This is a genomic window from Saccharothrix luteola (assembly GCF_020859565.1).
GTDB lineage: Bacteria > Actinomycetota > Actinomycetes > Mycobacteriales > Pseudonocardiaceae > Actinosynnema > Actinosynnema luteola.
Window position 1 is genome coordinate 43,708 of the sequence record NZ_JAJHUO010000042.1, and the last position, 22,339, is coordinate 66,046.

A 22,339-nucleotide genomic window follows, 5' to 3' on the forward strand; every position below is an offset into this window, starting at 1 on the left:
GAGGGACGGGTGGGGACGGGTTGGGAGGCGCGCACGGCTCACACCGCCTCGACGGTGGCCGCGAAGGACGGGCCTGGTAGATCGGGCGGGCCGGTGGAGGCGGGATGCGGCACGCCGGCGGGCGGCAGCGGCGAGTCAGTGGTCGGCAAGGGGACCAGGGAGGGGCGTGCCGGTGGTTCCGCGGCGGTCCCGGGCAGCACCAGGCTCGTTTGCCGCGGCCTCGCCGCGGCGCCTCGGCCCGTCGCCTGGACGCTGACGGTCCGAGAGGTCAGGAGGCCGTGGCCCGCTGCCAGCCCGGTCCACCGGCCGGAGGTCGCCGTGAGCTCCACGTCCGCACCCGGCCACGAGACCGTGAAGGGCAGCAGGACCGCTTTGCGGTGACGGGCCCGTGCCGAGAGCTTGCGCGAAGTCGCCGCGGTGACCGGCGTGGCCAGCACGACCAGGTCGAACCCGTCCAACAGGGCCGCCACGGTCTTCTCGACCTCGCCCTGGTCCCTGCCAGGTCGAGGGACCAGGGCGAGTCGATGGACGGCCACGCCCAACTCGGCCGCCGCGAGTGCCCCACACCCCGGCAGGCCGACCACGGCCGCCCAGCATCCTTCCGCGGTCGCCGCGGCCATCAGCGCGAACAGCAACGATGTCGACCCTCGCACCGACACCGTGCTGCCCCGCCGCAGGCCACCCCACGGGAGGAGCCCTGCCAGTTCCCCGCGAACCGGCAGGGCCCGGTCCGGTGCCTTGGTCAGCTCGCCCGCCGCGCCTACCCCGAGCGCGGTCAGCGTCGCCGTTGCCGACCTGGACACCAGCCCTCCTCCCACAGATCCGCGCGCACCCCTGTGCGCGGATCGCCGTGGGAAGTCGGCGACCTGTCTGTCGAACATCTGTTCGAACGACACGGTGATCTTATCCCTAAGCAGCCACCCCCTGTCAATGCCGGCAGCGTCCACGATCGGGTGGCCGGCAGACTGCTGCTCGCGACACCGACCGGCCACACGGGGGGAACCGTGAACGCACCTCAGAACCCGCAGAACTGGCCCCAGCAGCCACCACCCGGCTACGGTCCGCCTCAGCCCGGCCCCCAGCAGCCCGGACAGCCGGGCGGGTACGGCCAGGGCCAACCCGGCGGCTACGGACCGCCCGGTTTCGGACCGCCCGGCCCCCAGCAGCCCGGTTTCGGCCCGTACGGCCCCCAGCCGCCGAAGAAGAGCCGGACCGGCCTGGTCGTCGGCATCGTGGTCGCCGTCGTCGTGCTGGTCCTCGGCGGTGTCGCCACCACGTTCCTGCTGGACTACTACGAGCAGCCGGGCGGCGGCCCCGGCGAGCAGCCGATCGCCGAGTGCGACCTCAGCGCCGACCTCAAGTCACAGGCGCACGTCAGCAGCTTCCGCCTGGTCGAGAAACCGGCGCAGGACCAGGGCCTGAAGCGCTGGAACTGCCACTGGCAGCAGACCGGGGGCAAGGACGGCCGCAACCCGCGCAGCATGGCCTTCTACATCTACGACTACCGCGACTTCACCGACAAGTCGAACCAGAACGTCGAGCACGCGGAGAGCACCTACGACGACGCCGCCGGGTTCGCCAACGGCCTGCAGACCAAGCCGGTGGAAGGCCTCGGCGACGAGGCGATGCTGATCATCGAGCCCACGCCGCGCGACTCGATCGACGTGAAGCTGATCGCCCGCCAGGACGCGGTGGTCTGGAGCATCACCTACAGCGGGCGGGACAAGGGTCTCATCAGCGACTCGCCGATGCCGCTGGCCGACGCGGAGGCCGTGGTCCGCAAGACGGCCGAAGAGCTGATCGCGAAGCAGTGAAACGCGGGGGCTCCCCGTCAGAGCCGACGAGGAGCCCCCGAAAGCGCTAGTGCGCGAAGTGCCGCGTGCCGGTCAGGTACACGGTCACGCCGGCGGCCTCCGCCGCCGCGATCACCTCGGCGTCGCGCACCGAACCACCGGGCTGCACGACCGCGCGCACACCGGCCTCCACCAGCACCTCCAGCCCGTCCGGGAACGGGAAGAACGCGTCCGACGCGGCCACCGCACCCCGCGCCCGCTCACCGGCACGCGCCACCGCCAGCCGGGCCGCGTCGACCCGGTTGACCTGGCCCATGCCCGCGCCGACGGTCGCGCCACCGGACGCGAGCAGGATCGCGTTCGACTTCACCGCCCGGCACGCCCGCCACGCGAACGCCAGGTCGGCCAAGCCCTCCTCGTCCAACGGCGTGCCGCACACGTGGGTCCACTTGGCCGGGTCGTCGCCCTCGGCCTCGATCGTGTCCGCCGTCTGCAGCAACAACCCGCCCGACACCGCACGCATCTCGACGCCACCGCGCTCGGGCGCCGGCGCGACCAGGATGCGCACGTTCTTCTTCCGCGTCAGCACGTCCACCGCGCCGTCGGCGTACGAGGGCGCGATGACGACCTCGGTGAAGATCTCCGCCACCTGCTCGGCCATCTCCACGGTCACCTCGCGGTTCGCCGCGATCACGCCGCCGAACGCGCTCACCGGGTCGCACGCGTGCGCGTTGCGGTGCGCCTCGGCGATCGCGCCCGGACCGTCCACCTTGGACACCGCGATGCCGCACGGGTTGGCGTGCTTGATGATCGCCACGCACGGCAGCTCGTGGTCCCACGCCGCCCGCCACGCCGCGTCGGCGTCGACGAAGTTGTTGTAGGACATCTCCTTGCCGTGCAGCTGCTCCGCCGTCGCCAGCCCGGAGCGCCCGTCGCCCTGCGTGTACAACGCGGCCCGCTGGTGCGGGTTCTCGCCGTACCGCAGCACCTGCTTGCGGTTCCACGTCGCGCCGACCCAGCCCGGGAAGCCGGAGCCCTCGTCGTCCGCCGCGACCGCGCTGCCCAGCCACGAGGCCACGGCCACGTCGTAGGACGCGGTGTGCCGGAACGCGTCCACGGCCAGCCGCTGCCGGTCCGCCAGCGTGAACCCGCCTGCCTCGACCTGCTCCAGCACCCACGAGTACCGCGACGGGTCCACGACGACGGCCACGCTGGCGTGGTTCTTCGCCGACGCGCGCACCATCGCCGGGCCGCCGATGTCGATCTGCTCCACGCACTCGTCCGCCGACGCGCCCGAAGCCACCGTCTGCGTGAACGGGTACAGGTTCACCACGAGCAGGTCGAACGGCTCGATGCCCAGCTCGCGCAGCGTCTCCAGGTGCGACTCGCGCCGGGTGTCGGCGAGCAGCCCCGCGTGCACGCCGGGGTGCAGCGTCTTCACCCGACCGTCCAGCGCCTCCGGGAACCCGGTGACGCCCTCGACCGGCGTGACCGGCACGCCCGCGTCGGCCAGCGCGCGCGCCGTGCCGCCGGTGGAGACGATCTCGACTCCGGCCGCGTGCAGGCCGGTGGCCAGTTCCAGCAGCCCCGACTTGTCGGAAACCCCGATCAGGGCCCGGCGAACCGGTCGCCTCTCGGCAGGAGTGGTCACGGGATGCTCACCTTTCGTCCGTTCACGGTGCAGCCCTCGCGGGCCAGGCGGGCGACCACGTCGACCAGCAGCCGCCGCTCCACCACCTTGATGCGCTCGTGCAGGCTTTCGACGTCGTCGTCATCGGCGACGACGACCGCTTCCTGGGCCAGGATCGGCCCGGTGTCCACACCGCCGTCCACCAGGTGCACGGTCGCGCCGGTCACCTTCACGCCGTAGTCGACGGCGTCGCGGACGCCGTGCGCGCCGGGGAAGGCGGGCAGCAGCGCGGGGTGGGTGTTGACCATCCGGCCGCCGAAGCGGGCCAGGAAGGCGGGTCCGAGGATCTTCATGAAGCCGGCGGTGACCACCAGGTCCGGTTCGTGCGCCTCGACGGCGTCGGCGAGCGCGGTGTCCCACGCGTCGCGGTCGGTGTGGTCGCGCAGCTTCACCGCGAAGGAGGGGACGCCCGCGCGCTCGGCGCGGCTCAGGCCCTCGATGCCGGCGCGGTCCGCGCCGACGGCGACCACCTCGACCGGGTATCCGGGGTCGGCCGCCGCGTCCAGCAACGCCTGCAACAGGGTGCCGGAACCGGAGACGAGGACGACGACCCTGGCGGGGACGGGAAGCCGGAGTGTGGTCGCGGCGCTCAGCGTGCTCTCCTTGCTGGGGACTGTCACAGCAGCTCAAGAGCAGCCTAGGCGTTGCCTAGCGGGGCTTGTCGGCCAGGTCCTCCGGGTCGGCCTCGTCGCCCTCGTCGGGGTCGGGGTCCTCGCCCGGGTCGTCGGGGTCGGCGTCCTCGGCCAACTCCTCTTCGAGGTCGTCGTACTCGTCGAGGTCGTGGTCGAACTCTTCGTCATCCTCTTCGTCGAGCTCGTCCTCGTCCTCTTCGTCGAGCTCTTCTTCGAGCTCCTCGTCGAGCTCCTCGCCGTCTTCTTCCTCGTCGAACTCCTCGTCGAGTCCTTCGGCTTCCTCGTCGTACTCGGCTTCGTCGTCGTAGTCCTCTTCGTCCACGACGGCCTCCGGCTCGGGCTCGGCTTCCACCACGCGCGGCGGCCGGGGCCCGGAGAACCAGGCCACCACCGCGCCCGGCACGGTCACCCAGCCGAACGTCAGCACGGCCAGCAGCCCGGCCGGGATGGTGACCGGGTTGAACACCCCGCCGCCCAGCGCGCCGCCGGCCACCGCCGCCAGCACCAGCGCGCCGACGCCCGCGGTGACCGCCGCGACCAGCACCGCGCGCACCCGGGCCCGCGGCGTCTCGGCCGCGTCGCGCAACGAGAACCCCGCCACCACGCCGATCACGCCCGGCAGCACGAGCACCAGCGGCAGGTAGGACGCCTGCTCCTCGGGCAACGCGGCCAGCAGCGGCACGGCGGGCACCGGGCCGCCGACGAACTCCAGCGGGCCCACCACCGCCGCGCCGATCGAGAACCCCGAGCCCACCACGTACGACAACGCGCCGACCACCGCGTTCGGCAGGTACGCCAGGCACAGCAGCCAGATGCCGAGGACCGTGCCGATGGTGCCGCCGCTCTGGTCGAACAGCACCGCGGTGGTCGACCACGAGAACACCAGCCCGAGCGCCAGCACCAGCGCACCTGCCGCGACCAGCGCGAACAACGCCAGCGCGCCCGTGCGCAGCCCGCGCCGCGCCACCGGGTCGACCCGCTCGAACACGACTTCCACCAGGCCGCAGCGCTGCGCGACGCCCGCGACCGCCGCCAGCCCGGACACCACCGCGCACCCGAAGAACGCCCCCGCGGGCGTGGCCCGGACCGGACCCTCGTCACCCATCAGGAACGCGATCACGCTGCCGACCACGGCGTGCGCGCCGGCGATGCTGAACACCACCGACCGCGCCTGCAACGGCTCGAACAGCCCCAACCGGTCCGCCGCGCCCGCCGCCGCCCGGTACACCAGCAGCATCACCAGCGCGGTCGGCAGCAGCGGCAGCAGGCCGAGCTGCCCGCCGTCGAAGCGCAGCGGCACGTGGTGCGCGACCAGCCAGCCCGGCGCGGCGGCGGTCAGCACACCGGTCGTCGAGAACGACGCGTGCGCGGCCGTCGAGGAGATCAGCGCGAGGAGCGCGGCGACGCCCGCGTAGCCGATGACCACCGACCCGGCGGCGGTCATCGTGAGCACGCGCACCCGTTCGGCGCGGGAGAACTCGGGCGGGCGGACGGAGTCCGTCACGACACCGTGCGAGGTCGTTTGCTGCACCGACATCCTCCCACTGTCCCAGTAGCGGTGAGCCGTTCGGTCGAGACTCGCCGGACATGCGAAGAGGGGTGGCGACCGGGTTCCGGCGCCACCCCTCTCACGACGTGCTCAGCCCTGCTGCGGGCCGCCGAACCCGCCGGGCGGCGTGCCCTGGCCGGGCTGCTGACCGGGCTGGCCGAACTGGCCGGGCTGCGGCATGTAGGACGTCGGCTGCGGCTGGCCCGGCTGCTGGACCTGCTGCTGCGGCGGCGGCGCCTGCTGGCCGAACTGGCCGGACGGCGGGCCGAACTGCTGCGGCTGCTGGCCCTGCTGCGGGAACGCGCCGGACTGCGGGTTCCAGCCACCCGGCTGGCCGTAGACGTTCGCGGCCTTCGGCTGGAGCTTCACGATGCCGGTCTCGAGCAGCAGGCTCATCACGACCGCCGCCGACACCAGCAGCGACACGATCAGCAGCACGATCTGCATGCCCTGGACGTCGGCCTCGGTGGTGATCAGACCCTGGAGCAGGCTGAGCGTGGGGATCAGCGCGAACGGCACCGCCGCGTACAGCAGGCCCTTGGGCGCCTGCGGCAGCACGGACAGGCCGGCGAGGATGCCCGCCGCGTACAGGTACTCGGACGACGGCACGTCGTCGGCGAACGCGAGCAGGAACGCGATCAGCGCCAGACCGGCGGCGACCAGCGGAAGGATGAGGTTCAGGTTCACACCCACCGCCGGCTGCGCCGGACCCGGCTGCTGCTGAGGGGCGCCGTACGGCTGGGACATGATGCGGTCTCCTCCACCTGCGGAACTGATTTCGGGTCGACAGAACGCTAGCCGATGCGCACTCTCCGACGGCGACCGGACCTCCGTGGTTCCCCCCAATGTGCGCATTGACTCGTCCCGGGACGCACCGAGGGCCACCTCCCGGGGGAGGTGGCCCTCGATGTCGCGCACGAACGGCCCAGTGTCAGCCGATGGACTGCATGATCTCCCGCATCAGCGCGGCCGTCTCGCTCGGCGTCTTGCCGACCTTGACGCCCGCCGCCTCCAGGGCTTCCTTCTTCGCCTGCGCGGTGCCGGCCGAGCCGGACACGATCGCGCCCGCGTGGCCCATCGTCTTGCCCTCGGGGGCGGTGAAGCCCGCCACGTAGCCGACGACCGGCTTGGTGACGTTCTCCTTGACGTAGGCCGCGGCCCGCTCCTCGGCGTCGCCGCCGATCTCGCCGATCATCACGATCGCCGCGGTGTCCGGGTCGGCCTCGAAGGCCGCCAGCGCGTCGATGTGGGTGGTGCCGATGATCGGGTCGCCGCCGATGCCGATGGCGGTGGAGAACCCGAAGTCGCGCAGCTCGTACATCATCTGGTAGGTCAGCGTGCCGGACTTCGACACCAGACCGATCTTGCCCGCGCCGGAGATGTTGGCCGGGATGATGCCCGCGTTGGACTGCCCGGGGCTGATCAGGCCGGGGCAGTTCGGGCCGATGATCCGGGTCTTGTTGCCGGTCGCCACGGCGTGCGCCCAGAACGCGGCGGTGTCGTGCACCGGGATGCCCTCGGTGATCACGACGGCCAGGCCGATGCCCGCGTCGATCGCCTCGATCACGGCCGCCTTGGCGAACGCCGGCGGCACGAAGATCACGGTGACGTCGGCTCCGGTCGCCTCCATGGCCTCGACCACGGAACCGAACACCGGCAGCACGTTGCCGTCGAAGTCGACCTTCTCGCCCGCCTTGCGCGGGTTCACGCCGCCGACGATGTTCGTGCCGGAGGCCAGCATCCGCTTGGTGTGCTTGGTGCCCTCGGCGCCGGTCATGCCCTGGACGATGACCTTGCTGTCCTTGGTGATGAAGATAGCCATCGTCAGACCCCCGCAGCCGCGAGCTCGGCGGCCTTGTCGGCCGCGTTGTCCATAGTGTCCACCACGGTGACCAGCGGGTGGTTGGCCTCGGCGAGGATCCGGCGGCCCTCCTCCACGTTGTTGCCGTCCAAGCGGACCACGAGCGGCTTGGAGGCCTCGTCGCCCAGGATGCCCAGCGCGGCCACGATGCCGTTGGCGACCGCGTCGCACGCGGTGATGCCGCCGAAGACGTTCACGAAGACCGAGCGCACGTCGGGGTCGTGCAGGATGATGTCCAGGCCGTTGGCCATGACCTCGGCCGACGCGCCGCCGCCGATGTCGAGGAAGTTCGCGGGCTTGACGCCCTTGTGCTTCTCACCCGCGTACGCCACCACGTCGAGGGTGGACATCACGAGGCCGGCGCCGTTGCCGATGATGCCGACCTGGCCGTCCAGCTTGACGTAGTTGAGGCCCTTCGCCTTGGCCTTGGCCTCCAGCGGGTCCTCGGCCTGCTTGTCCACCAGCGCCTCGTGGGCGGGGTGGCGGAAGGAGGCGTTCTCGTCGAGGGTGACCTTGCCGTCGAGCGCGACGATCTTCCCCTCGGGGTCGCGGACCAGCGGGTTGACCTCGACCAGCGTGGCGTCCTCGGAGACGAAGGTCTCCCAGAGCTTCACGATGACGTCGGCGACCTGGTCGGCCACCTCGGCGGGGAACTTGGCGGCGGCCACGATCTCGTCGGCCTTCGCGCGGTCGACACCGGTGATCGCGTCCACCGGCACCTTGGCCAGGGCCTCGGGCTTGGTCGCGGCGACCTCTTCGATGTCCATGCCGCCCTCGACGCTGGCCATGGCCAGGAAGGTGCGGTTGGCGCGGTCGAGGAGGAAGGAGAAGTAGTACTCCTCGGCGATGTCGGACGCGGGCGTCACCAGCACGCGGTGAACGATGTGCCCCTTGATGTCCAGACCGAGGATCGCCTCCGCCTTGACCTCGGTCTCCTCCGGGTTCTCGGCGAGCTTGACGCCGCCGGCCTTGCCGCGGCCGCCCGTCTTGACCTGGGCCTTGACCACGACGGTCTGGCCGAAGCGCTCGGCGATGGCCTTGGCCTCGGCGGGGGTGGTCGCCACGTCGCCCGGAAGTACCGGGACGTCGTGGGCGGCGAAGAGGTCCTTCGCCTGGTACTCGTACAGGTCCACTCGGGTCTCCTGCGACGTCGGTGTCGGACACCGCGTCCTGTTCGTGCGGTCCTCTCCAGGTCCCGGCGCTCCAGGCTGGGGCCTGGTGCGCACACGTACCAGGCATCACCTGGAACGCCGGCACAGCCGTGGGGGGACCGGCTCGACGCGGCTTCGCAAGACACTATCGACCGGTCCGGAGTCCACCGCACCCCACGCCCGTGAACTCCGTCATAGAGGTGGTGAGGTCGATCACCAACGCCGGCGGGCCGACGCCCTCACGACCGGTTCAGCGGGCCGTGCGCAGGGCCGCGGCGACGACGAACGCGGCCGTCGCGGCGGCGGCCAGCCACAGCCCCGGACCGGGGGCGGCCTCGGCGGCACGCGCCGCGGTGAGCGGGTACTCCCAGGCGCGGACGGCCGTGACGACGGCCGCGCCGAGCAGCAGCGCCGCGCCGCGGCTCGGCCTGGCCCTGAGCGCGACCACCGCCGCGACCACGACCGCGATCAACGCCACCAGCAGGCCGAACGAGCCGACGCGCAGCCCGAACGCGCCGATCGCCACGTAGTCCGGCGCCCGCAGCACGGGCAGGCTGAACGCGCCGACCGCGAGCAGCGCGGCGATCAGGGTGGCGGCGACCAGCGGCAGCGCGGGCTCCGTCGTGGCCGTGCCCACCTCGTCCCGCTCGACCGCGCCGGCCAGGGCGGCGGTCACGGCGGCGACCGCGGCGGCGACCACCGAGCCCGCGGTGAACCAGACGCCGACGCCCGGCCCGACCACGTCGACCTGCGTCGCGGTGAAGACGGCGTCGAGCGCGCCGGCGGCGCTCAGCGGGATGGTGGCGACGGCGACGGTGAAGGCGGGCCGCACGGCGGCCTTGGCCAGCAGCGCGGCGGCGAGCACGCCGGTGGCGATCGCGGCGGGCCACAGCAGGCGCGCGGCGTAGTCGGCGGGCGGCGGGAAGCCGTCGGGGAGGACCAGGTGGTCGGTCGACGCGCCGATCGCGGCGGTCGCGGCGGCGACCAGGCCGAACGCGCCCGCGATCACGTGCAGGCGGCGTTGGCCCGGCAGTTCGACGTCGTGCTCCCCGTCCTCGTCGTCCTTGACGGCCCGCTGCGGCCAGGCGAGCGCGACCGCGGCGGTGAGGACCAGGAACGGACCGACGGCCGGGCCGACGGCGTCGACCGAGAAGGCGGTGGCGATCGGCGGCACGGCGAAGCCGAGCAGGACGGCGGCCAGGCCGAGCAGCCCGCCCCGGCGTGCCTCGTGGGTGGTGGCGCTGGCGGCGAGGACGGCGAGCGCGGGCGCGGCCAGGGTGACGACGAGGCCGCTCACCAGCGGCAGCGTCGGCGAGTCCAGCGTCCCGTGCGCCGGGATCAGCGCGTCGGACGAGGTGAACGGCGCGGTGAACAGGCCGATGCCCGCGACGATGCCCGCCGTGGCCGGCAGGGCGAAGCTCGGGCGGTCGCTGCGCACGTCCGGTTCCGCGCCGAGGGTGGCCAGCGCGCCGGCGGCGATCAGCAGGACGTGCCCGGCCAGCAGCAGCCACAGGCCGATCGCGGGCGCGGGCGGGTCGAGGCTCGCCGCGCGCATCAGCTCGGGCCGGGCGGCGTCGATCGGGTCGACGAGGAGCTGCAGGTCGTCGAGCAGCCGGCCGACGGCGAACACGGCGGGCGCCACGAGGGCCGCCGCCGCGGTGAGCTCCTGCCCGCGGGAGAGGAAGACCACCGCCAGGGCGGTCGGCAGCAGGGCGAGCAGCGCCAGCAGCGGCCAAGCGGTGAACGCGGGCGGCGCGGAGCCGTCGACCACGCCGACGGCCGGGGCCACCGCGGTGAGGAGCGAGCCGGCCACGGCTGCCGCAACCGCCGTCCGGAGCCTCGTGCGGATCGGTGAGACCGGTTCAGCGGTTCGCATCACCGGTCGGACGCTAGCAAAACGCAGCAGGCGGCGACGGGCGGCCGGTCGGGACCACCGGGGGTTGTGGGCAGCCGCAGTCGGGTACTGATCGCGGGTGGGGGCATCACTTACGTTCAGCCTTATGAGTGACGCGGCGCGGCGGCTCGTGGAGACCTGGTCCGACCGGGTCGGCGCCGGCGTGGACGCCGGGCTGGGCGTGGCGGGCGAGGCCCTCGGCCTCGCGGGCGGCGTGCTCCGGGCCGTCGCTTCCCCCGGCGGCGTGCGGGGTGTCGCCGTCGAGGCCGCCTGGCTGGCCGCGCGCACCGTCCTCTACCCGTGGGGCGTGGCGGAGGAGCGGGTGAAGCCCGAGGGGCACTACCGCACCGACCACCTGTCACCCCGCCGGCGCGGCCTCCTGGTTTCGGCCCTGGACGCGGCGGGCACCCCGATCGTGCTGGTGCACGGCATCGGGGACAACCGGTCTGCCTTCGCAGTGCTGTCGGGGGCACTGCGAAGGCGTGGCTTCGGATCGGTGCACGCGGTGAACTACAGCGTGCTGACCGCGTTGACGGGGGACGTCCGGCGGTCGGCGGCGCTGCTCGGGGAGCACGTCGAGCGGATCTGCGCGGAGACCGGGTCGGACCGGGTGCACGTGGTCGGCCACTCGCTGGGCGGCCTGATCGCCCGCTACTACGTGCAACGCCTGGACGGCGACGCGCGCGTGCGCACGCTAATCACCCTCGGCACCCCGCACGGCGGCACGTTGGCCGCATACCTGCTCCCCACGGCGCTGACCAGGCAGTTGAGGCCCGGTTCGGACCTCCTGGCGGAACTGGCCGAACCGTCCCGGCCCTGCCGCACCCGGTTCGTCGTGGTGTGGAGCGAGATGGACCAGGTGATCGTCCCGCAGCGGAACGCCCGGTTGGAGCACCCGGCGTTGGTCGTCGAGGAGCATCGGATACGTGATTCAGGTCACCTTTCGCTATCGGTTGACACCCGCACCCTTCACCTCGTTGTGACGGCCATCACGCGTTCGGATGACGGTGGGGTTCACCCCATCGTGCCTGTACGTGAGGGGTTTTCGTAGCCCGTCCATGACCGTGAGTCACCAGTCATACGCGCGGATGTCCCACTGACCGCTAAACGGTCATCCTCGGCTTCGGGGATTGCCCTTAAGGGCTCCGCGCCGTTATCTTCCCCCGGTCCGTTGTCACGGTCTGGTCACAAGCAGGACGACGAGCCGGTACCCCGACCGGCTCAACCGGGATCCCCCGCCCGGTAGTCCGACCGGACTCCCCGAAGACGGAAGGCCAGGTTTTGTCTCAACACCGCTCCCCCGGCGGCCATACGAGTTCTGCTGTGCTCGAAGAAGCGGTGGACCGCGCTTCGACCCGCACGGTGAGCACGCACCGGCTCCCGCCTCCGCCCTCGGCGCTGCGCGGACGGATCGTGGTCGCCGCGGTCGCCGTCGGCGCTTTCGCCGCCGCCGGCGCAGGGCAGACGCTCCACGCGCTCGGCTCCGACTCGCCCGCCTCGGCGGACGAGGTCACCCCGCTCGCGAACTCCGCGGCCGACGGCGCCGCCGCGTTCGGCGTCGGTGGCACCGGCCCCGCCTCCCCGCAGGTCCTGCCCGTCGCCAAGACGGTCGACCCGGCGGCCGAGGCGCAGAAGCTCGTCAAGAGCCAGCACATCACCGAGACCCGCGAAGCCGAAGAGGCCGAGGCACGGCGACCCAAGTTCGCCCGCCCCGCCGCAGGCGACTTCACGTCCGGGTACGGCGGTCGCTGGGGCGAGATGCACTACGGCATCGACATCGCGGGCCCCATCGGCACGCCGATCCTGTCCGCCGCCGATGGTGTCGTGATCGAGGCCGGTCCGGCAAGCGGTTTTGGCCTCTGGGTCAAGGTCGAGCACGCCGACGGCTCCGTGACCGTCTACGGCCACGTGGACACCTACTCGGTGCGCAAGGGCCAGCGGGTCCTGGCGGGCGAGCAGATCGCGCGCATGGGCAACCGCGGCTTCTCCACCGGTCCGCACCTGCACTTCGAGGTCTGGAACGCGGACGGCAAGAAGATCAACCCGCTGGGCTGGCTGAACTCCAAGGGCATCAGCGTCTGAGCCGACGAGGCTCGTCACGATCATGGAAAAAGGTGGGGCCGGGGGGGGGGGGCCCCCCCCCCCCCCCCCCCGGGGGCCCCCCCCCCCCCCGGGGGGCCCCCTCGGCGGCTGGCGGGGCTGGCTTTCTCTTTTTTTGGGGGGGGGGGGGGGGGGGGCCGGCCCCCCCCCCCCCCCCACCACTGTGCGGAACCGCCCCCGAAGGTGATCCCCTCTTGCGGTCACCGCCCCGACGCGGATCCCGCCCCTCTGCCTACCCCCGTAGGCACCCCCTGCTGCCGCCAAGCGACTCTCTCCGGCCGGTTCACCCCGAATGACCCGTCCATCCCGCTTGTGACACCCCTATAGACGCACGTGCGGGATTCGGGTTGCACGGGAATTCGGCCACGTTCAGGTGAACACCGGTCGACCTCCAGGGACCGACCGGGACACCTCTTATATGCGTAAGGCAGCGAACTACGGCTGAGCGCGCCTCAGAGCTTCACGAGGGGCACGCCGCCGATGAGCATCAGCCGCACCGTCCCCGCGCCGCCGAAGTCGATCGTGGCGGTCGCACGGGGCCCCGAACCGTCGACGGCCACGACCCGGCCGAGGCCGTACTTGTCGTGGCTCACGCGGTCGCCCACGTCCAGCTTCAGCGCGGGCGTGTCCTTCCAGCCCGCGTTCGTCGGCGCCGGGCGCGGCGTGCCCGAACCCCGACCGCCGCCCCACGACGTCGGCGCGGACGGCGCGGAGCGCTTGGGCTCCGTCCGCCGCCAGTCGAGGAGGTCCGGCGGGATCTCGTCCAGGAACCGCGACGCGGGGTTCGTCGACGGCTGGCCCCACGCCGAGCGCACCAGCGCCCGCGACAGGTACAGCCGCTTCCGGGCGCGCGTGATGCCCACGTAGGCCAGGCGCCGTTCCTCGGCCAGCTCCGTCGGGTCGCCGAGGGCCCGCATGTGCGGGAAGACGCCGTCCTCCCAGCCGGTGCAGAACACCACCGGGTACTCCAGGCCCTTGGCGGTGTGCAGCGTCATCAGCGTGACCACGCCGTCGGACTCCGCGTCCGGCACCGAGTCGGCGTCCGCGACCAGCGCCACCCGCTCCAGGAACGCCGCCAGGGAGCCCTCGGCGGGCAGCTCCGCGACATCGGGAGCTGCGGCATCGGCCGGCGCGGGGGTGTTCAAGTCGCCGAACTCGCGGGCCACCGTGACGAGCTCGTTCAGGTTCTCGACCCGGGTGTGGTCCTGCGGGTCCTCGCTGGCCTCCAGCTCGGCCCGGTAGGCGGTCTTCTCCAGCACCGCTTCGAGGATGTCGGCCACGTCGTCGCCGCGCTCGACCAGCTCGCCGAGCTCGTCCATCAGCTCGACGAACCCGGCGATCGCGTTGCGGGAACGCGGGTTGAGCAGCGGCACCTTGCCGGTCACCGCGTCGCGCAACGCCGCCGCGAAGCCGATCCGCTCGCGTTCGGCGTACATCGACACGCACGCCTCCGCGCGCTCGCCGATGCCGCGCTTGGGCACGTTCAGGATGCGCCGCAACGACACCGTGTCGTCGGGGTTGGACAACGCCCTCAGGTACGCCAGCGCGTCGCGCACCTCGCGCCGCTCGTAGAACCGGACGCCGCCGACCACCTTGTAGGGCAGGCCGAGGCGGATGAAGATCTCCTCGAACACGCGCGACTGGTTGTTGGTCCGGTAGAACACGGCGATCTCGCCGTTGTTCGCCTCACCGCTGTCCACCAGGTGGTCGATCTCGCGCGCGACGAACGCCGCCTCGTCGTGCTCGTTGTCCGCGACGTAGCCGACGACCTTCTCGCCGTCGCCGAGGTCGCTCCACAGCCGCTTGTCCCGGCGGTCCGGGTTGCGCGAGATGACCGCGTTCGCCGCGCTCAGGATCGTCTGCGTGGACCGGTAGTTCTGCTCCAGCAGGATCGTGGTGGCCTGCGGGTAGTCGCGCTCGAACTCCACGATGTTGCGGATCGTCGCGCCGCGGAAGGCGTAGATCGACTGGTCGGCGTCGCCCACCACGCACAGCTCGCCCGGCGGCACGCCGTCGGAGCCGGTGCCGATCAGCTCGCGCACCAGCGTGTACTGCGCGTGGTTGGTGTCCTGGTACTCGTCGACCAGCACGTGCCGGAACCGGCGGTGGTAGTGCTCGGCCACCTCCGGGTGGTTCTGCAGCAGCTCGACGGTCCGCATGATCAGGTCGTCGAAGTCGAGTGAGTTCGAGTCGCCGAGCCGGCGCTGGTAGCTCTCGTAGACCTCGGCGACGCGGCGCTCCAGGTCGTTGGCCGCCCGCTCCTTGGCGGTGGCGGCGTCGACCAGCTCGTTCTTCAGGTTCGAGATGTGGATCGCGAGCGTGCGCGCCGGGTAGCGCTTGGGGTCCAGGTCGAGGTCGCGCGCCACCAGCGTGATCAGCCGGCGGGTGTCGTCGGAGTCGTAGATCGAGAAGCTCGACGACATGCCGAGGGTCTTGGCCTCGCGGCGCATGACCCGCACGCACATCGAGTGGAACGTGGACACCCACATCGAGCGGGCCCGTGCGCCGACCAGGTCGGCCACGCGTTCCTTCATCTCGGCGGCGGCCTTGTTGGTGAAGGTGATCGCCATGATCTCGCCGGGGTGGACGTCGCGGGCGGCGAGGAGGTAGGCGATGCGACGGGTGAGCACGCGCGTCTTGCCCGAGCCCGCACCCGCCACGACCAGCAACGGGGCGCCCGCGTGCTCGACGGCCCGTCGCTGGGACGGGTTGAGGTCTTCGAGCAGCCGCGCGGACCGGGGGGAGGGGGGACTTGCGGGCAAGTCGAACAAGGCGCTCATCGCCTGTCCACGTTACCGGGTACCCCCGACAGTCCGTGGCTGTGGCATGATGAACCGGTGCGCATGGCCCACTTCGAGTTTTTTTACGGGAACCGGACTCCGGCTCCCGTGGACCGCTAGCGCCGACAAGCCACCACGAAGCCCCGGAGTCCTCGGACCCCGGGGCTTCGCTGCTGCCAGGGCTGGGACTCCAACCAGAGTCGAGAGGTCGTCACCAATGAACAGCACCGAAGCCGCACCGGACATCGACGCGCTGCGCCAGGAGATCGACCACCTGGACGCCGAGCTGCTGAGGCTGGTCAAGCGGCGGGTCGAGGTCTCCAAGATCATCGGGGCGGCGCGGATGGCCGCCGGCGGCACGCGGATCGTGCACAACCGGGAGATCGACGTGATCAACCGCTACAAGGACCTCGGCCCGGACGGCCGGGACCTGGCGATGATCCTGCTCAAGCTGGGCCGCGGCCACCTGGGGCGGTGACATGGGCCGCTGCTCCGCAGACGGCGGCGAGGTCGCGGGGGTGGTGCGGTCTCCGGATGCGGGGCGTCGGTGGTCAGTCGCGGGCGAACGTCCAGCTGGTCAGTGCGGACCGGGCCAAGGCCAGGTCCGCGCTGACCAGCTGGGTGTCGTCCGGCACGTAGGCGAGCGGGTCGTCCAGCAGGTCGAGGTCGAGCAGGCCCTCCACCAGCGCGTGCAGGCACAGCGCCGAGTAGCCGCGCAGGTAGCCGCCCTCCTGCGTGAGCACGGTCGGCAGGCCCAGCCCCGACACCGCCCGGCCGATGTCCCGGTAGCCGGCGGCGGTGAGGTTGTGCCTGCCGTTCGGGTCGAACGCGGAACCGTCGAACCCGGACGCGCAGACCAGGAAGTCCGCGCCGAACTCGGCCAACGCCGGGAGCGCGATCTCCGCCAGCGCCCGCCGGTACGCGCCGTCGCCCGCGCCGAGGGACAGCTCGACGTTGATGTTCGAGGCCCCCGACTCGGCCGGCGCGCCGGTCTGTGCGTGGTTGGCGCCCCACGGGCCGTGCCGCATGTGCACCGACACCGTGAGCACGTCGTCGGTGTCGCGGAACACCTCCTGCGTGCCGTTGCCGTGGTGCACGTCCCAGTCGAGGACGGCGACCCGGTGCCCCGCGCGGCGGGCCGTCTCGGCGACCAGCGCGGCGTTGTTGACCAGGCAGTAGCCGTCCGCCATGGTCGGCTGGGCGTGGTGGCCCGGCGGGCGGACCAGGGCGTACGCCAGGCGCGTCCGACCGGCCGCGACCGCCTCGTACGCCGCCAGCGCGGTGCCCGCGGCGGCGCGGATCGCGTCCCACGAGCCGGGGCCGACGACGGTGTTCACCTCGACGGCGGTCCGCCGTTCGCACGCGGCCCGGAGTCCGGCCAGGTAGGACGGCGCGTGGACGCGGGCCAGCTCCTCGTCCTCGGCGAACCGGCCGGTCGACCAGGACAGGTGCGGCGCGACCGGCCCGTGCGCCAGCGCGTGCCGGAACGTGCGCAGCCTGGCCGCGTTCTCCGGGTGCGGTTCGGCCACGTCGAGCCACTCCCACCGGCCGGGCAGCTCCCACAGCCCCGTGCCGGTGTCGTGCTCGAGGCAGGCGTCGTGCCAGAAGACCTCCACCCCTGGGAGATATCAGGGCGATCACGGATGGTCCAGCGGGTTTGACCACGGGCACACTGGTGTCATGGTCATCGGTCTCATCACGGGCCTCATCGCGATCATCGGTGTGCTCGCCGCGCTGGCGCACGACGGTTACCTCGCGATGCTCGGTTCCGCCGCCAAGTCCAAGCGCGCCGCGGGCGCGCCCATCGCCCAGTACGTGCGCAGCCGGTGGACCGTCGCCGGGGTGACGACGATCATCGCGCTCGTCGGCCTGCTGATCACGTCCGGCGCCTCCACCTCGGGCGACATCATCGGCGCGCTGATCGCGGGCGGTGCCGGCCTGGCCGCCACCAACGCGCTCCAGAGCACCAGGAAGAAGCTGAACAGCGGGAGCTGAAGCTTCACTCTTACGTGTGTCGCTGGGCCCCACAAGGCTGATCAGCGCAGCTCTGCGTGCACCCTGCACCTACTCTGAGGCAGCGGCGGGGTCCTCGGCGTCCCACCCCCATTCCCCGCGCCACCTGAAGCCACAGGTGGACTCGATCCACCAGGTGAACCGCGAGGGCCGACAGGTCGGGGGGCGGGAGGGGTCTGCACAGCATGGACATCGGGGAACCGGAACGGTCGGGTCGGCATCGGCTGGAGGACGGGGCGGCGATCTGGCTGCCCATGGGCGGGGAGTTCGACCACACACCGCTCGACCGCGCGGCGCGACCGGCGCCGGCGCCATCGCCGACAGCGCCACCGCCCCCGCTGCCGGAACCGGACCCGTTCGTCGACACCGACGCCATGGGGCTGCGCAAGTTCAACATCGGCCTGGTGCCCGCCTCGGTGACGCCACCGCGGACGTGGAAGCGGGCCGCCTGGTTCACCGTGCTGTCGTCGGCAGGCGTCCTGGTGGGGCTGGCCGTCGCGGCGTCCAACCTGGTCGGCACGAACGGCCCGGCCGAGCGCATCGGGTTGCCGGGCTACCCGACCGACGTGCCGCTGCTGACCGGCTTCCCCACCGCACCACCCCCGCCGACCTCGTCCACGGCGCGCCGCGTGCCCGCCGAGCCCGTGGCGAACGGCCTGGTCCCCGCCGGCGGTGACCGCGTCGCCGCGGCGGGCAGCGCGTCGACCGGCGACCCGGTGGGCGCCCCGGGATCGGGGACGTCCCCGCACGTCAGCACGGTTCCCGCGGAGTCCGCGCCGGTCGTGGACGCCGAGGCGATCGCGGTGAGCACCGAGCTGTTCTACGAAGAGGTCGCCGCGAACTCCGACGGCGCGCTGGCGCTGGTCTCGGAGGGGTTCCGGGAGGTGATCGACCTGGAGCGGGAGTTCGCGGACGTGACGCGGATCGAGGTGCGGGAGATCAGCGTCGACCCGACGCGGGGCGTCACCGTGAGCACGTTGGACGTGACCCGCGAGGACGGGTCGCGGACCACGGAGACGCGGGAACTGGTGTTCACCACCGGCGGCACGCCGCTGATAGACGGTGAACGGCCCGCGGGCGGCACCTGAGACCACCGGGGGTGGGCATCGCTCCGTAGTCCTTCCTCCGTTCGAGGTACGGACGTCGACCACTGGCCGCCACGAACGAGTGAAGTCCCACGCTGAGCTGGATTCCCGCCGCTCCCCCACGGTACGAGTCTTGGCGACTACACGACCGAGGGAGTCGCCAGTGCAGCGCCCTACGACGAGCGGTCGCAGGCACAACCGCGAGGGTTCGGTCACGGTGGCGGAGCTGATCGGGAAGCAGCCCGCGCCGGTGCGGATCCGGTCCCGCCGGCAGGCCGCCACCCATGGCCTGATCACCGATCCGTTGCGTGAGGAGAACGACACGGCTCCCTCGGCAAGACGTCCCACCCGGGCGGCGAAGCTCGCCGGCGTGACCACCGGGGCGGTCGTGCTGCTCGCCTCGATCGCCGCCACCGCGGTGCTCGCGGGCAACCGCCCCGAGGGTCCCACCGGGCCCCTGGTCGAGCCGCCCGCGGCGATCAGCGGGTCGTCCGCGCTGCGACCGGACCTGCTGTCGGCCCAGCTGGGCGCCGGCCGGCCCGACCGGCTGCCCGCGCAGGCACGCCTGGCCGTGCCGTCGGCCGCCGACGCGCCGACGGAGCCGCCGAGGATGGTCCCGCCGCCGCAGGTCGACGTCGGCCCGGAACCGGAGGTCGACATCGTGCGGAAGTTCTTCGAGCTGCTGCCCGCCAAGCCCTCGCAGGCGGCCCAACTGCTGTCGCCGGAGCTGCTCGGCGGCAGCGCGCGCGACTTCGTGGAGTCCTGGGGCCACGTGCAGGCGATCACGATCGAGTCGACGTCGCGACGGCCGGACGGCGCGGTGCTCGCGGTGGTGTCGATGCAGGGGCGCACGGGCCGGTGGCTGCGGGTCGAGCAGCTCTTCCGGTTGACCGACACGAGCGTTCCCCGCATCGTCGCGACCGAAGTCCTATCAGCCCATCGGGGTTGACCGAGCGTAGCGAACACGCCCCAGCTGTTCACTCAGCGTTCAATTAGCCCGCGATTCCGTAGGAAACTTCACTCAAAGGGGTTACGTAGACGGTCACGATTCGGTATCCATGGTCCCGGTCAGTAGCGCAACGCTCTCCCCCGGGAAAGGTGTCCAGCGGTGTCGAACGACGACAAACGCCGTCGACAGGATGGCTCGACGGCCAAGCTGTCGGTCGCCGACCTGATCGCCAGGCGCGAGGCGGAGACGCAGCCGATCCCGCGGGTCACCGACGGCGGAGCCGTCAATCGGATGGCAGACGGCCGAGTCGCCGGCCGGGCGGTCGAGGACAGAGCCGCTGGGCGGAGCACCGACGACGAAGAGACCGTGCGCTTCTCCGTGGCCGCCCTCTCGGCCGCGGCCGGCAAGACGGGCCTCTCGAACCTCTCGGGCCGAGAGCTGCACATCACCGAGCTGCTGCGCCGCGAAGGCCGCGCCGGTGAAGAGGAGCGCAGCGGCGGGTTCTCCGTGCCGAAGCTCGTCGCGATGGCCAGTGGCGGCGTGGTGCTCGCCGGCACCGTCGCGTTCACCGCGACCAACCTGATGTCGTCCCCGGACGAGCGACCGCTGGCGGAGGTGCGCTTCGACGCCCGCCCGGCCGCCCGCGCCACCAACACCCTCACCAAGGACCTCGCCGCAGCCGCCGCCCAGCAGCAGGCGCAGCAGACGCAGGCCGAGACCACCACGACGACGCCCGAGCAGGCGCCGGAGACGACGACCCAGCGCCCGCAGCGGCCCGCCACCCAGCAGACGACGACCACGACGCAGCAGCAGCAGACGCAGCAGGCGCCGTCGAGCACGACCACGCAGCCGCCGAGCTCCAGCAGCCCGCAGACGACGACGCCCCCGCCGCCGAGCACCACGACGCCCGCGCCGCCGAGCGACAGCACGCGGCCGCCGTCGTCCTCCACGCCGCCGCCGTCCTCGTCCAACCCGAGCACCCCGCCGTCCGACGACGGCTCCGGCCTCGACCTGGGCCTCGAACTCGACCTGGGCGGGATCCTGAACCCGATCGGCGGGTTCGACTTCTTCGCCCCGGCCAGCTGACCGCCTCACCGACGTCCCGCGATCCCGCCGCTCGGGCACGCCGAGTGGCGGGTTCGCGCTGTGCGGTCCGACGGCCCGGGGCGGCGGGCGGGCGTCCGGTGTCGCCTCGACGCGTGACTCGTGCCCCCGAACGGGTGAGATGTCACCCGATTAGCCCGTTCGGCCGTAAAACTGGTGATCTTCGTGCGAACGGGTGTCCTTACGGCCCGGTATCCGGTATCCCTTCCCGGTCACCCCTCGGCTCACGTGACCTGCGCAACGGCTCGAAAGGCGTAGTCACGGCCGGGGTAGGCTCTGCGGGCGAGCGGTGGCCTAGCCTGTTCCGCGCACCGATCCGCACGACGAGGAGCCCGAGCGTGAGACCTGCTGCCCTTGCCGCGGTCACGCAGCGCCCCAGCGAGGTGGTCCGGTGAGCAACGACGATCGCGTCATCGCCGAGCGCTACCGGTTCCTGGACCGGATCGGCAGCGGTGCGATGGGCGTCGTGTGGCGCGCCCAGGACGAGCGCCTCGGTCGCATCGTGGCGGTCAAGCAGCTGCTGCTGGCCCCGAGCCTCGACGAGCGCGAGCAGGACGAGGCGATCCAGCGCGCCATGCGCGAGGGCCGCATCGCCGCCAAGCTGCACCACCCCAACGCCATCGCCGTCTACGACGTGGTGGAGGAGAACGGCGCTCCGTGCCTGGTCATGGAGTACCTGCCGTCCTACAGCCTGGCCGACACGATGGCCGAGCACGGACCGCTGGACCCGATCGAGGTGGCGCAGATCGGCATGCAGGCCGCGTCCGCGCTGGCCGCCGCGCACACCGCCGGGATCGTGCACCGCGACGTCAAGCCCGGCAACGTGCTGCTCGCCGACAACGGCCTGGTCAAGATCACCGACTTCGGCATCTCCCGGGCCAGCGACGACGTCACGGTCACCAAGACCGGGCTGATCGCCGGCACGCCCGCCTACCTGGCGCCGGAGATCGCGCGCGGCCAGGACCCGACGCCCGCCTCGGACGTGTTCTCGCTCGGCTCGACGCTGTACGCGGCGGTCGAGGGCGAGCCGCCGTTCGGGCTGTCGGAGAACACGCTGGGCGTGCTGCACGCCGTCGCGGCGGGGCGGATCAACCCGCCGACGGTCGACCACCCGTTGACCGACGTGCTGCTGCGGCTGCTCAACTACGACCCCGCCGACCGGCCGACCATGGCGCAGGCGCGCGACATGCTCAGCGCCGTCGCGCACGGCCGCAACCCCAGCCTGACCGGCCTGCTGCCGGCCAGCTCGCCGGGTTTCGCGCCGGTGCCCGCGGGGGCCACGGCCCTCATCGACGCCGACCGGACCCGCGTGGTGCGGCCCGGACCGCGGTCGACGGGCGGCGCCACGCCGGTCGCCCCGCCGCCGCCGAAGTCGAGCGGCAACCGGCCGCTGGTGATCGCCGCGGTGGTGCTGGGCATCGTGCTGCTGCTCGGCTTCCTGGCGGTGGCGCTGGACTGGTTCGGCGGGAAGGACCCGGTCACGCCGCCGGCGGGCGGGTCGAGCTCGGCGTCGGCCACGCCGACCACCACGACCACGACGCAGACCCCGACGACCACCGTGGAGACGCAGACGGTCACGGTCGAGCCGACCACGACGACCCAGCCGACCACCACGACGACGGCCCCGCCCACCACCACGACCACCACGACGACGAGCACCACGACCACCACCACGACGACCACCACGACGCCGCCGACCACCACGACTACGACGACGGTGGCGCAAGGAGGGCCGTGA

At 72.5% G+C, this 22,339-nt stretch carries 19 protein-coding genes; 9 read left to right on the top strand and 10 right to left on the bottom strand.

Annotated elements, in window-relative coordinates; translation table 11 throughout:
• Positions 1-38: 38 nt before the first annotated feature.
• Positions 39-803 carry a DnaE2-dependent mutagenesis accessory factor ImuA' gene (imuA', locus tag LNK82_RS41550; RefSeq protein ID WP_230572367.1) on the bottom strand — a complete coding sequence of 255 codons (765 nt, stop codon included), beginning with the start codon at positions 801-803 and terminating at the stop codon, positions 39-41.
• A gap of 201 nt (positions 804-1,004) precedes the next feature.
• On the opposite strand from imuA', the gene LNK82_RS41555 reads away from it, so the two are divergent.
• Positions 1,005-1,814: a hypothetical protein gene (locus tag LNK82_RS41555; RefSeq protein WP_230572368.1), complete on the top strand. Its 810-nt coding sequence runs from the start codon at positions 1,005-1,007 to the stop codon at positions 1,812-1,814.
• A gap of 46 nt (positions 1,815-1,860) precedes the next feature.
• Here LNK82_RS41555 and purH read toward each other — a convergent pair whose 3' ends face one another.
• From purH to LNK82_RS41590, 7 genes are all read right to left on the bottom strand, one after another.
• The gene (gene purH, locus LNK82_RS41560) at positions 1,861-3,444 is read right to left on the bottom strand and encodes a bifunctional phosphoribosylaminoimidazolecarboxamide formyltransferase/IMP cyclohydrolase (protein ID WP_230572369.1); all 1,584 of its coding nucleotides are present in this window, start codon (positions 3,442-3,444) and stop codon (positions 1,861-1,863) included.
• Positions 3,441-4,103, bottom strand: a complete 663-nt coding sequence (gene purN, locus LNK82_RS41565; protein WP_230572370.1) for a phosphoribosylglycinamide formyltransferase — start codon at positions 4,101-4,103, stop codon at positions 3,441-3,443. Before purN ends, purH begins: the two co-directional genes overlap by 4 nt.
• A 28-nt stretch (positions 4,104-4,131) precedes the next feature.
• Positions 4,132-5,652, bottom strand: a complete 1,521-nt coding sequence (locus LNK82_RS41570) for a cell division protein PerM (RefSeq protein WP_230572371.1) — start codon at positions 5,650-5,652, stop codon at positions 4,132-4,134.
• A gap of 102 nt (positions 5,653-5,754) precedes the next feature.
• Entirely contained in the window at positions 5,755-6,411 is a 657-nt protein-coding gene (locus LNK82_RS41575) for a DUF5336 domain-containing protein (RefSeq protein ID WP_230572372.1), read from the bottom strand.
• 184 nt (positions 6,412-6,595) lie between these two features.
• Positions 6,596-7,486: a succinate--CoA ligase subunit alpha gene (gene sucD / locus LNK82_RS41580; RefSeq protein WP_230572373.1), complete on the bottom strand. Its 891-nt coding sequence runs from the start codon at positions 7,484-7,486 to the stop codon at positions 6,596-6,598.
• Positions 7,487-7,488: 2 nt separating this feature from the next.
• Positions 7,489-8,658, bottom strand: a complete 1,170-nt coding sequence (gene sucC / locus LNK82_RS41585) for an ADP-forming succinate--CoA ligase subunit beta (RefSeq protein WP_230572374.1) — start codon at positions 8,656-8,658, stop codon at positions 7,489-7,491.
• A 268-nt stretch (positions 8,659-8,926) separates the two neighbouring features.
• Positions 8,927-10,489: a hypothetical protein gene (locus tag LNK82_RS41590; protein ID WP_230572375.1), complete on the bottom strand. Its 1,563-nt coding sequence runs from the start codon at positions 10,487-10,489 to the stop codon at positions 8,927-8,929.
• Positions 10,490-10,676: 187 nt separating this feature from the next.
• On the opposite strand from LNK82_RS41590, the gene LNK82_RS41595 reads away from it, so the two are divergent.
• Both LNK82_RS41595 and LNK82_RS41600 read left to right on the top strand, forming a co-directional pair.
• Positions 10,677-11,621: an alpha/beta fold hydrolase gene (locus LNK82_RS41595; protein WP_230572376.1), complete on the top strand. Its 945-nt coding sequence runs from the start codon at positions 10,677-10,679 to the stop codon at positions 11,619-11,621.
• Between the two features lie 272 nt (positions 11,622-11,893).
• Positions 11,894-12,652, top strand: coding sequence for a M23 family metallopeptidase (locus LNK82_RS41600; RefSeq protein WP_230572377.1), 759 nt, complete (start codon positions 11,894-11,896; stop codon positions 12,650-12,652).
• A gap of 470 nt (positions 12,653-13,122) precedes the next feature.
• Here the strand turns inward: LNK82_RS41600 and pcrA are convergent, their stop codons facing one another.
• Positions 13,123-15,450, bottom strand: a complete 2,328-nt coding sequence (gene pcrA, locus LNK82_RS41605) for a DNA helicase PcrA (RefSeq protein WP_230572378.1) — start codon at positions 15,448-15,450, stop codon at positions 13,123-13,125.
• Between the two features lie 49 nt (positions 15,451-15,499).
• Here pcrA and LNK82_RS47340 point away from each other — a divergent pair, with 49 nt between their 5' ends.
• Positions 15,500-15,928, top strand: coding sequence for a chorismate mutase (locus tag LNK82_RS47340; protein WP_268997979.1), 429 nt, complete (start codon positions 15,500-15,502; stop codon positions 15,926-15,928).
• A gap of 73 nt (positions 15,929-16,001) precedes the next feature.
• On the opposite strand, the gene LNK82_RS41615 is transcribed toward LNK82_RS47340, so the two are convergent.
• A complete protein-coding gene (locus LNK82_RS41615; protein WP_230572380.1) occupies positions 16,002-17,066 on the bottom strand; it encodes an arginase family protein in 1,065 nt (354 codons plus the stop codon).
• A gap of 64 nt (positions 17,067-17,130) precedes the next feature.
• Between LNK82_RS41615 and LNK82_RS41620 the strand changes: the two genes are divergently transcribed.
• The 5 genes from LNK82_RS41620 to LNK82_RS41640 all read left to right on the top strand — a co-directional run bounded on the left by LNK82_RS41620 (position 17,131) and on the right by LNK82_RS41640 (position 22,339).
• A complete protein-coding gene (locus tag LNK82_RS41620; RefSeq protein WP_230572381.1) occupies positions 17,131-17,445 on the top strand; it encodes a hypothetical protein in 315 nt (104 codons plus the stop codon).
• Positions 17,446-17,648: 203 nt separating this feature from the next.
• The gene (locus LNK82_RS41625) at positions 17,649-18,551 is read left to right on the top strand and encodes a hypothetical protein (RefSeq protein WP_230572382.1); all 903 of its coding nucleotides are present in this window, start codon (positions 17,649-17,651) and stop codon (positions 18,549-18,551) included.
• Positions 18,552-18,711: 160 nt separating this feature from the next.
• Positions 18,712-19,497 (top strand): hypothetical protein, encoded by a 786-nt coding sequence (locus LNK82_RS41630; protein ID WP_230572383.1) that lies wholly within the window; start codon positions 18,712-18,714, stop codon positions 19,495-19,497.
• Between the two features lie 159 nt (positions 19,498-19,656).
• Positions 19,657-20,583 (top strand): hypothetical protein, encoded by a 927-nt coding sequence (locus LNK82_RS41635; RefSeq protein WP_230572384.1) that lies wholly within the window; start codon positions 19,657-19,659, stop codon positions 20,581-20,583.
• A 409-nt stretch (positions 20,584-20,992) separates the two neighbouring features.
• Entirely contained in the window at positions 20,993-22,339 is a 1,347-nt protein-coding gene (locus tag LNK82_RS41640) for a serine/threonine-protein kinase (protein WP_230572385.1), read from the top strand.

Coding starts and splice junctions, on each gene's coding strand:
- sucD (WP_230572373.1), bottom strand. CDS start 7,486: ATGGCTATCTTCATCACCAAGGACAGCAAGGTCATCGTCCAGGGCATG.
- LNK82_RS41625 (WP_230572382.1), top strand. CDS start 17,649: ATGGACATCGGGGAACCGGAACGGTCGGGTCGGCATCGGCTGGAGGAC.
- LNK82_RS41595 (WP_230572376.1), top strand. CDS start 10,677: ATGAGTGACGCGGCGCGGCGGCTCGTGGAGACCTGGTCCGACCGGGTC.
- pcrA (WP_230572378.1), bottom strand. CDS start 15,450: ATGAGCGCCTTGTTCGACTTGCCCGCAAGTCCCCCCTCCCCCCGGTCC.
- LNK82_RS41575 (WP_230572372.1), bottom strand. CDS start 6,411: ATGTCCCAGCCGTACGGCGCCCCTCAGCAGCAGCCGGGTCCGGCGCAG.
- LNK82_RS41620 (WP_230572381.1), top strand. CDS start 17,131: ATGGTCATCGGTCTCATCACGGGCCTCATCGCGATCATCGGTGTGCTC.
- LNK82_RS47340 (WP_268997979.1), top strand. CDS start 15,500: ATGAACCGGTGCGCATGGCCCACTTCGAGTTTTTTTACGGGAACCGGA.
- LNK82_RS41570 (WP_230572371.1), bottom strand. CDS start 5,652: ATGTCGGTGCAGCAAACGACCTCGCACGGTGTCGTGACGGACTCCGTC.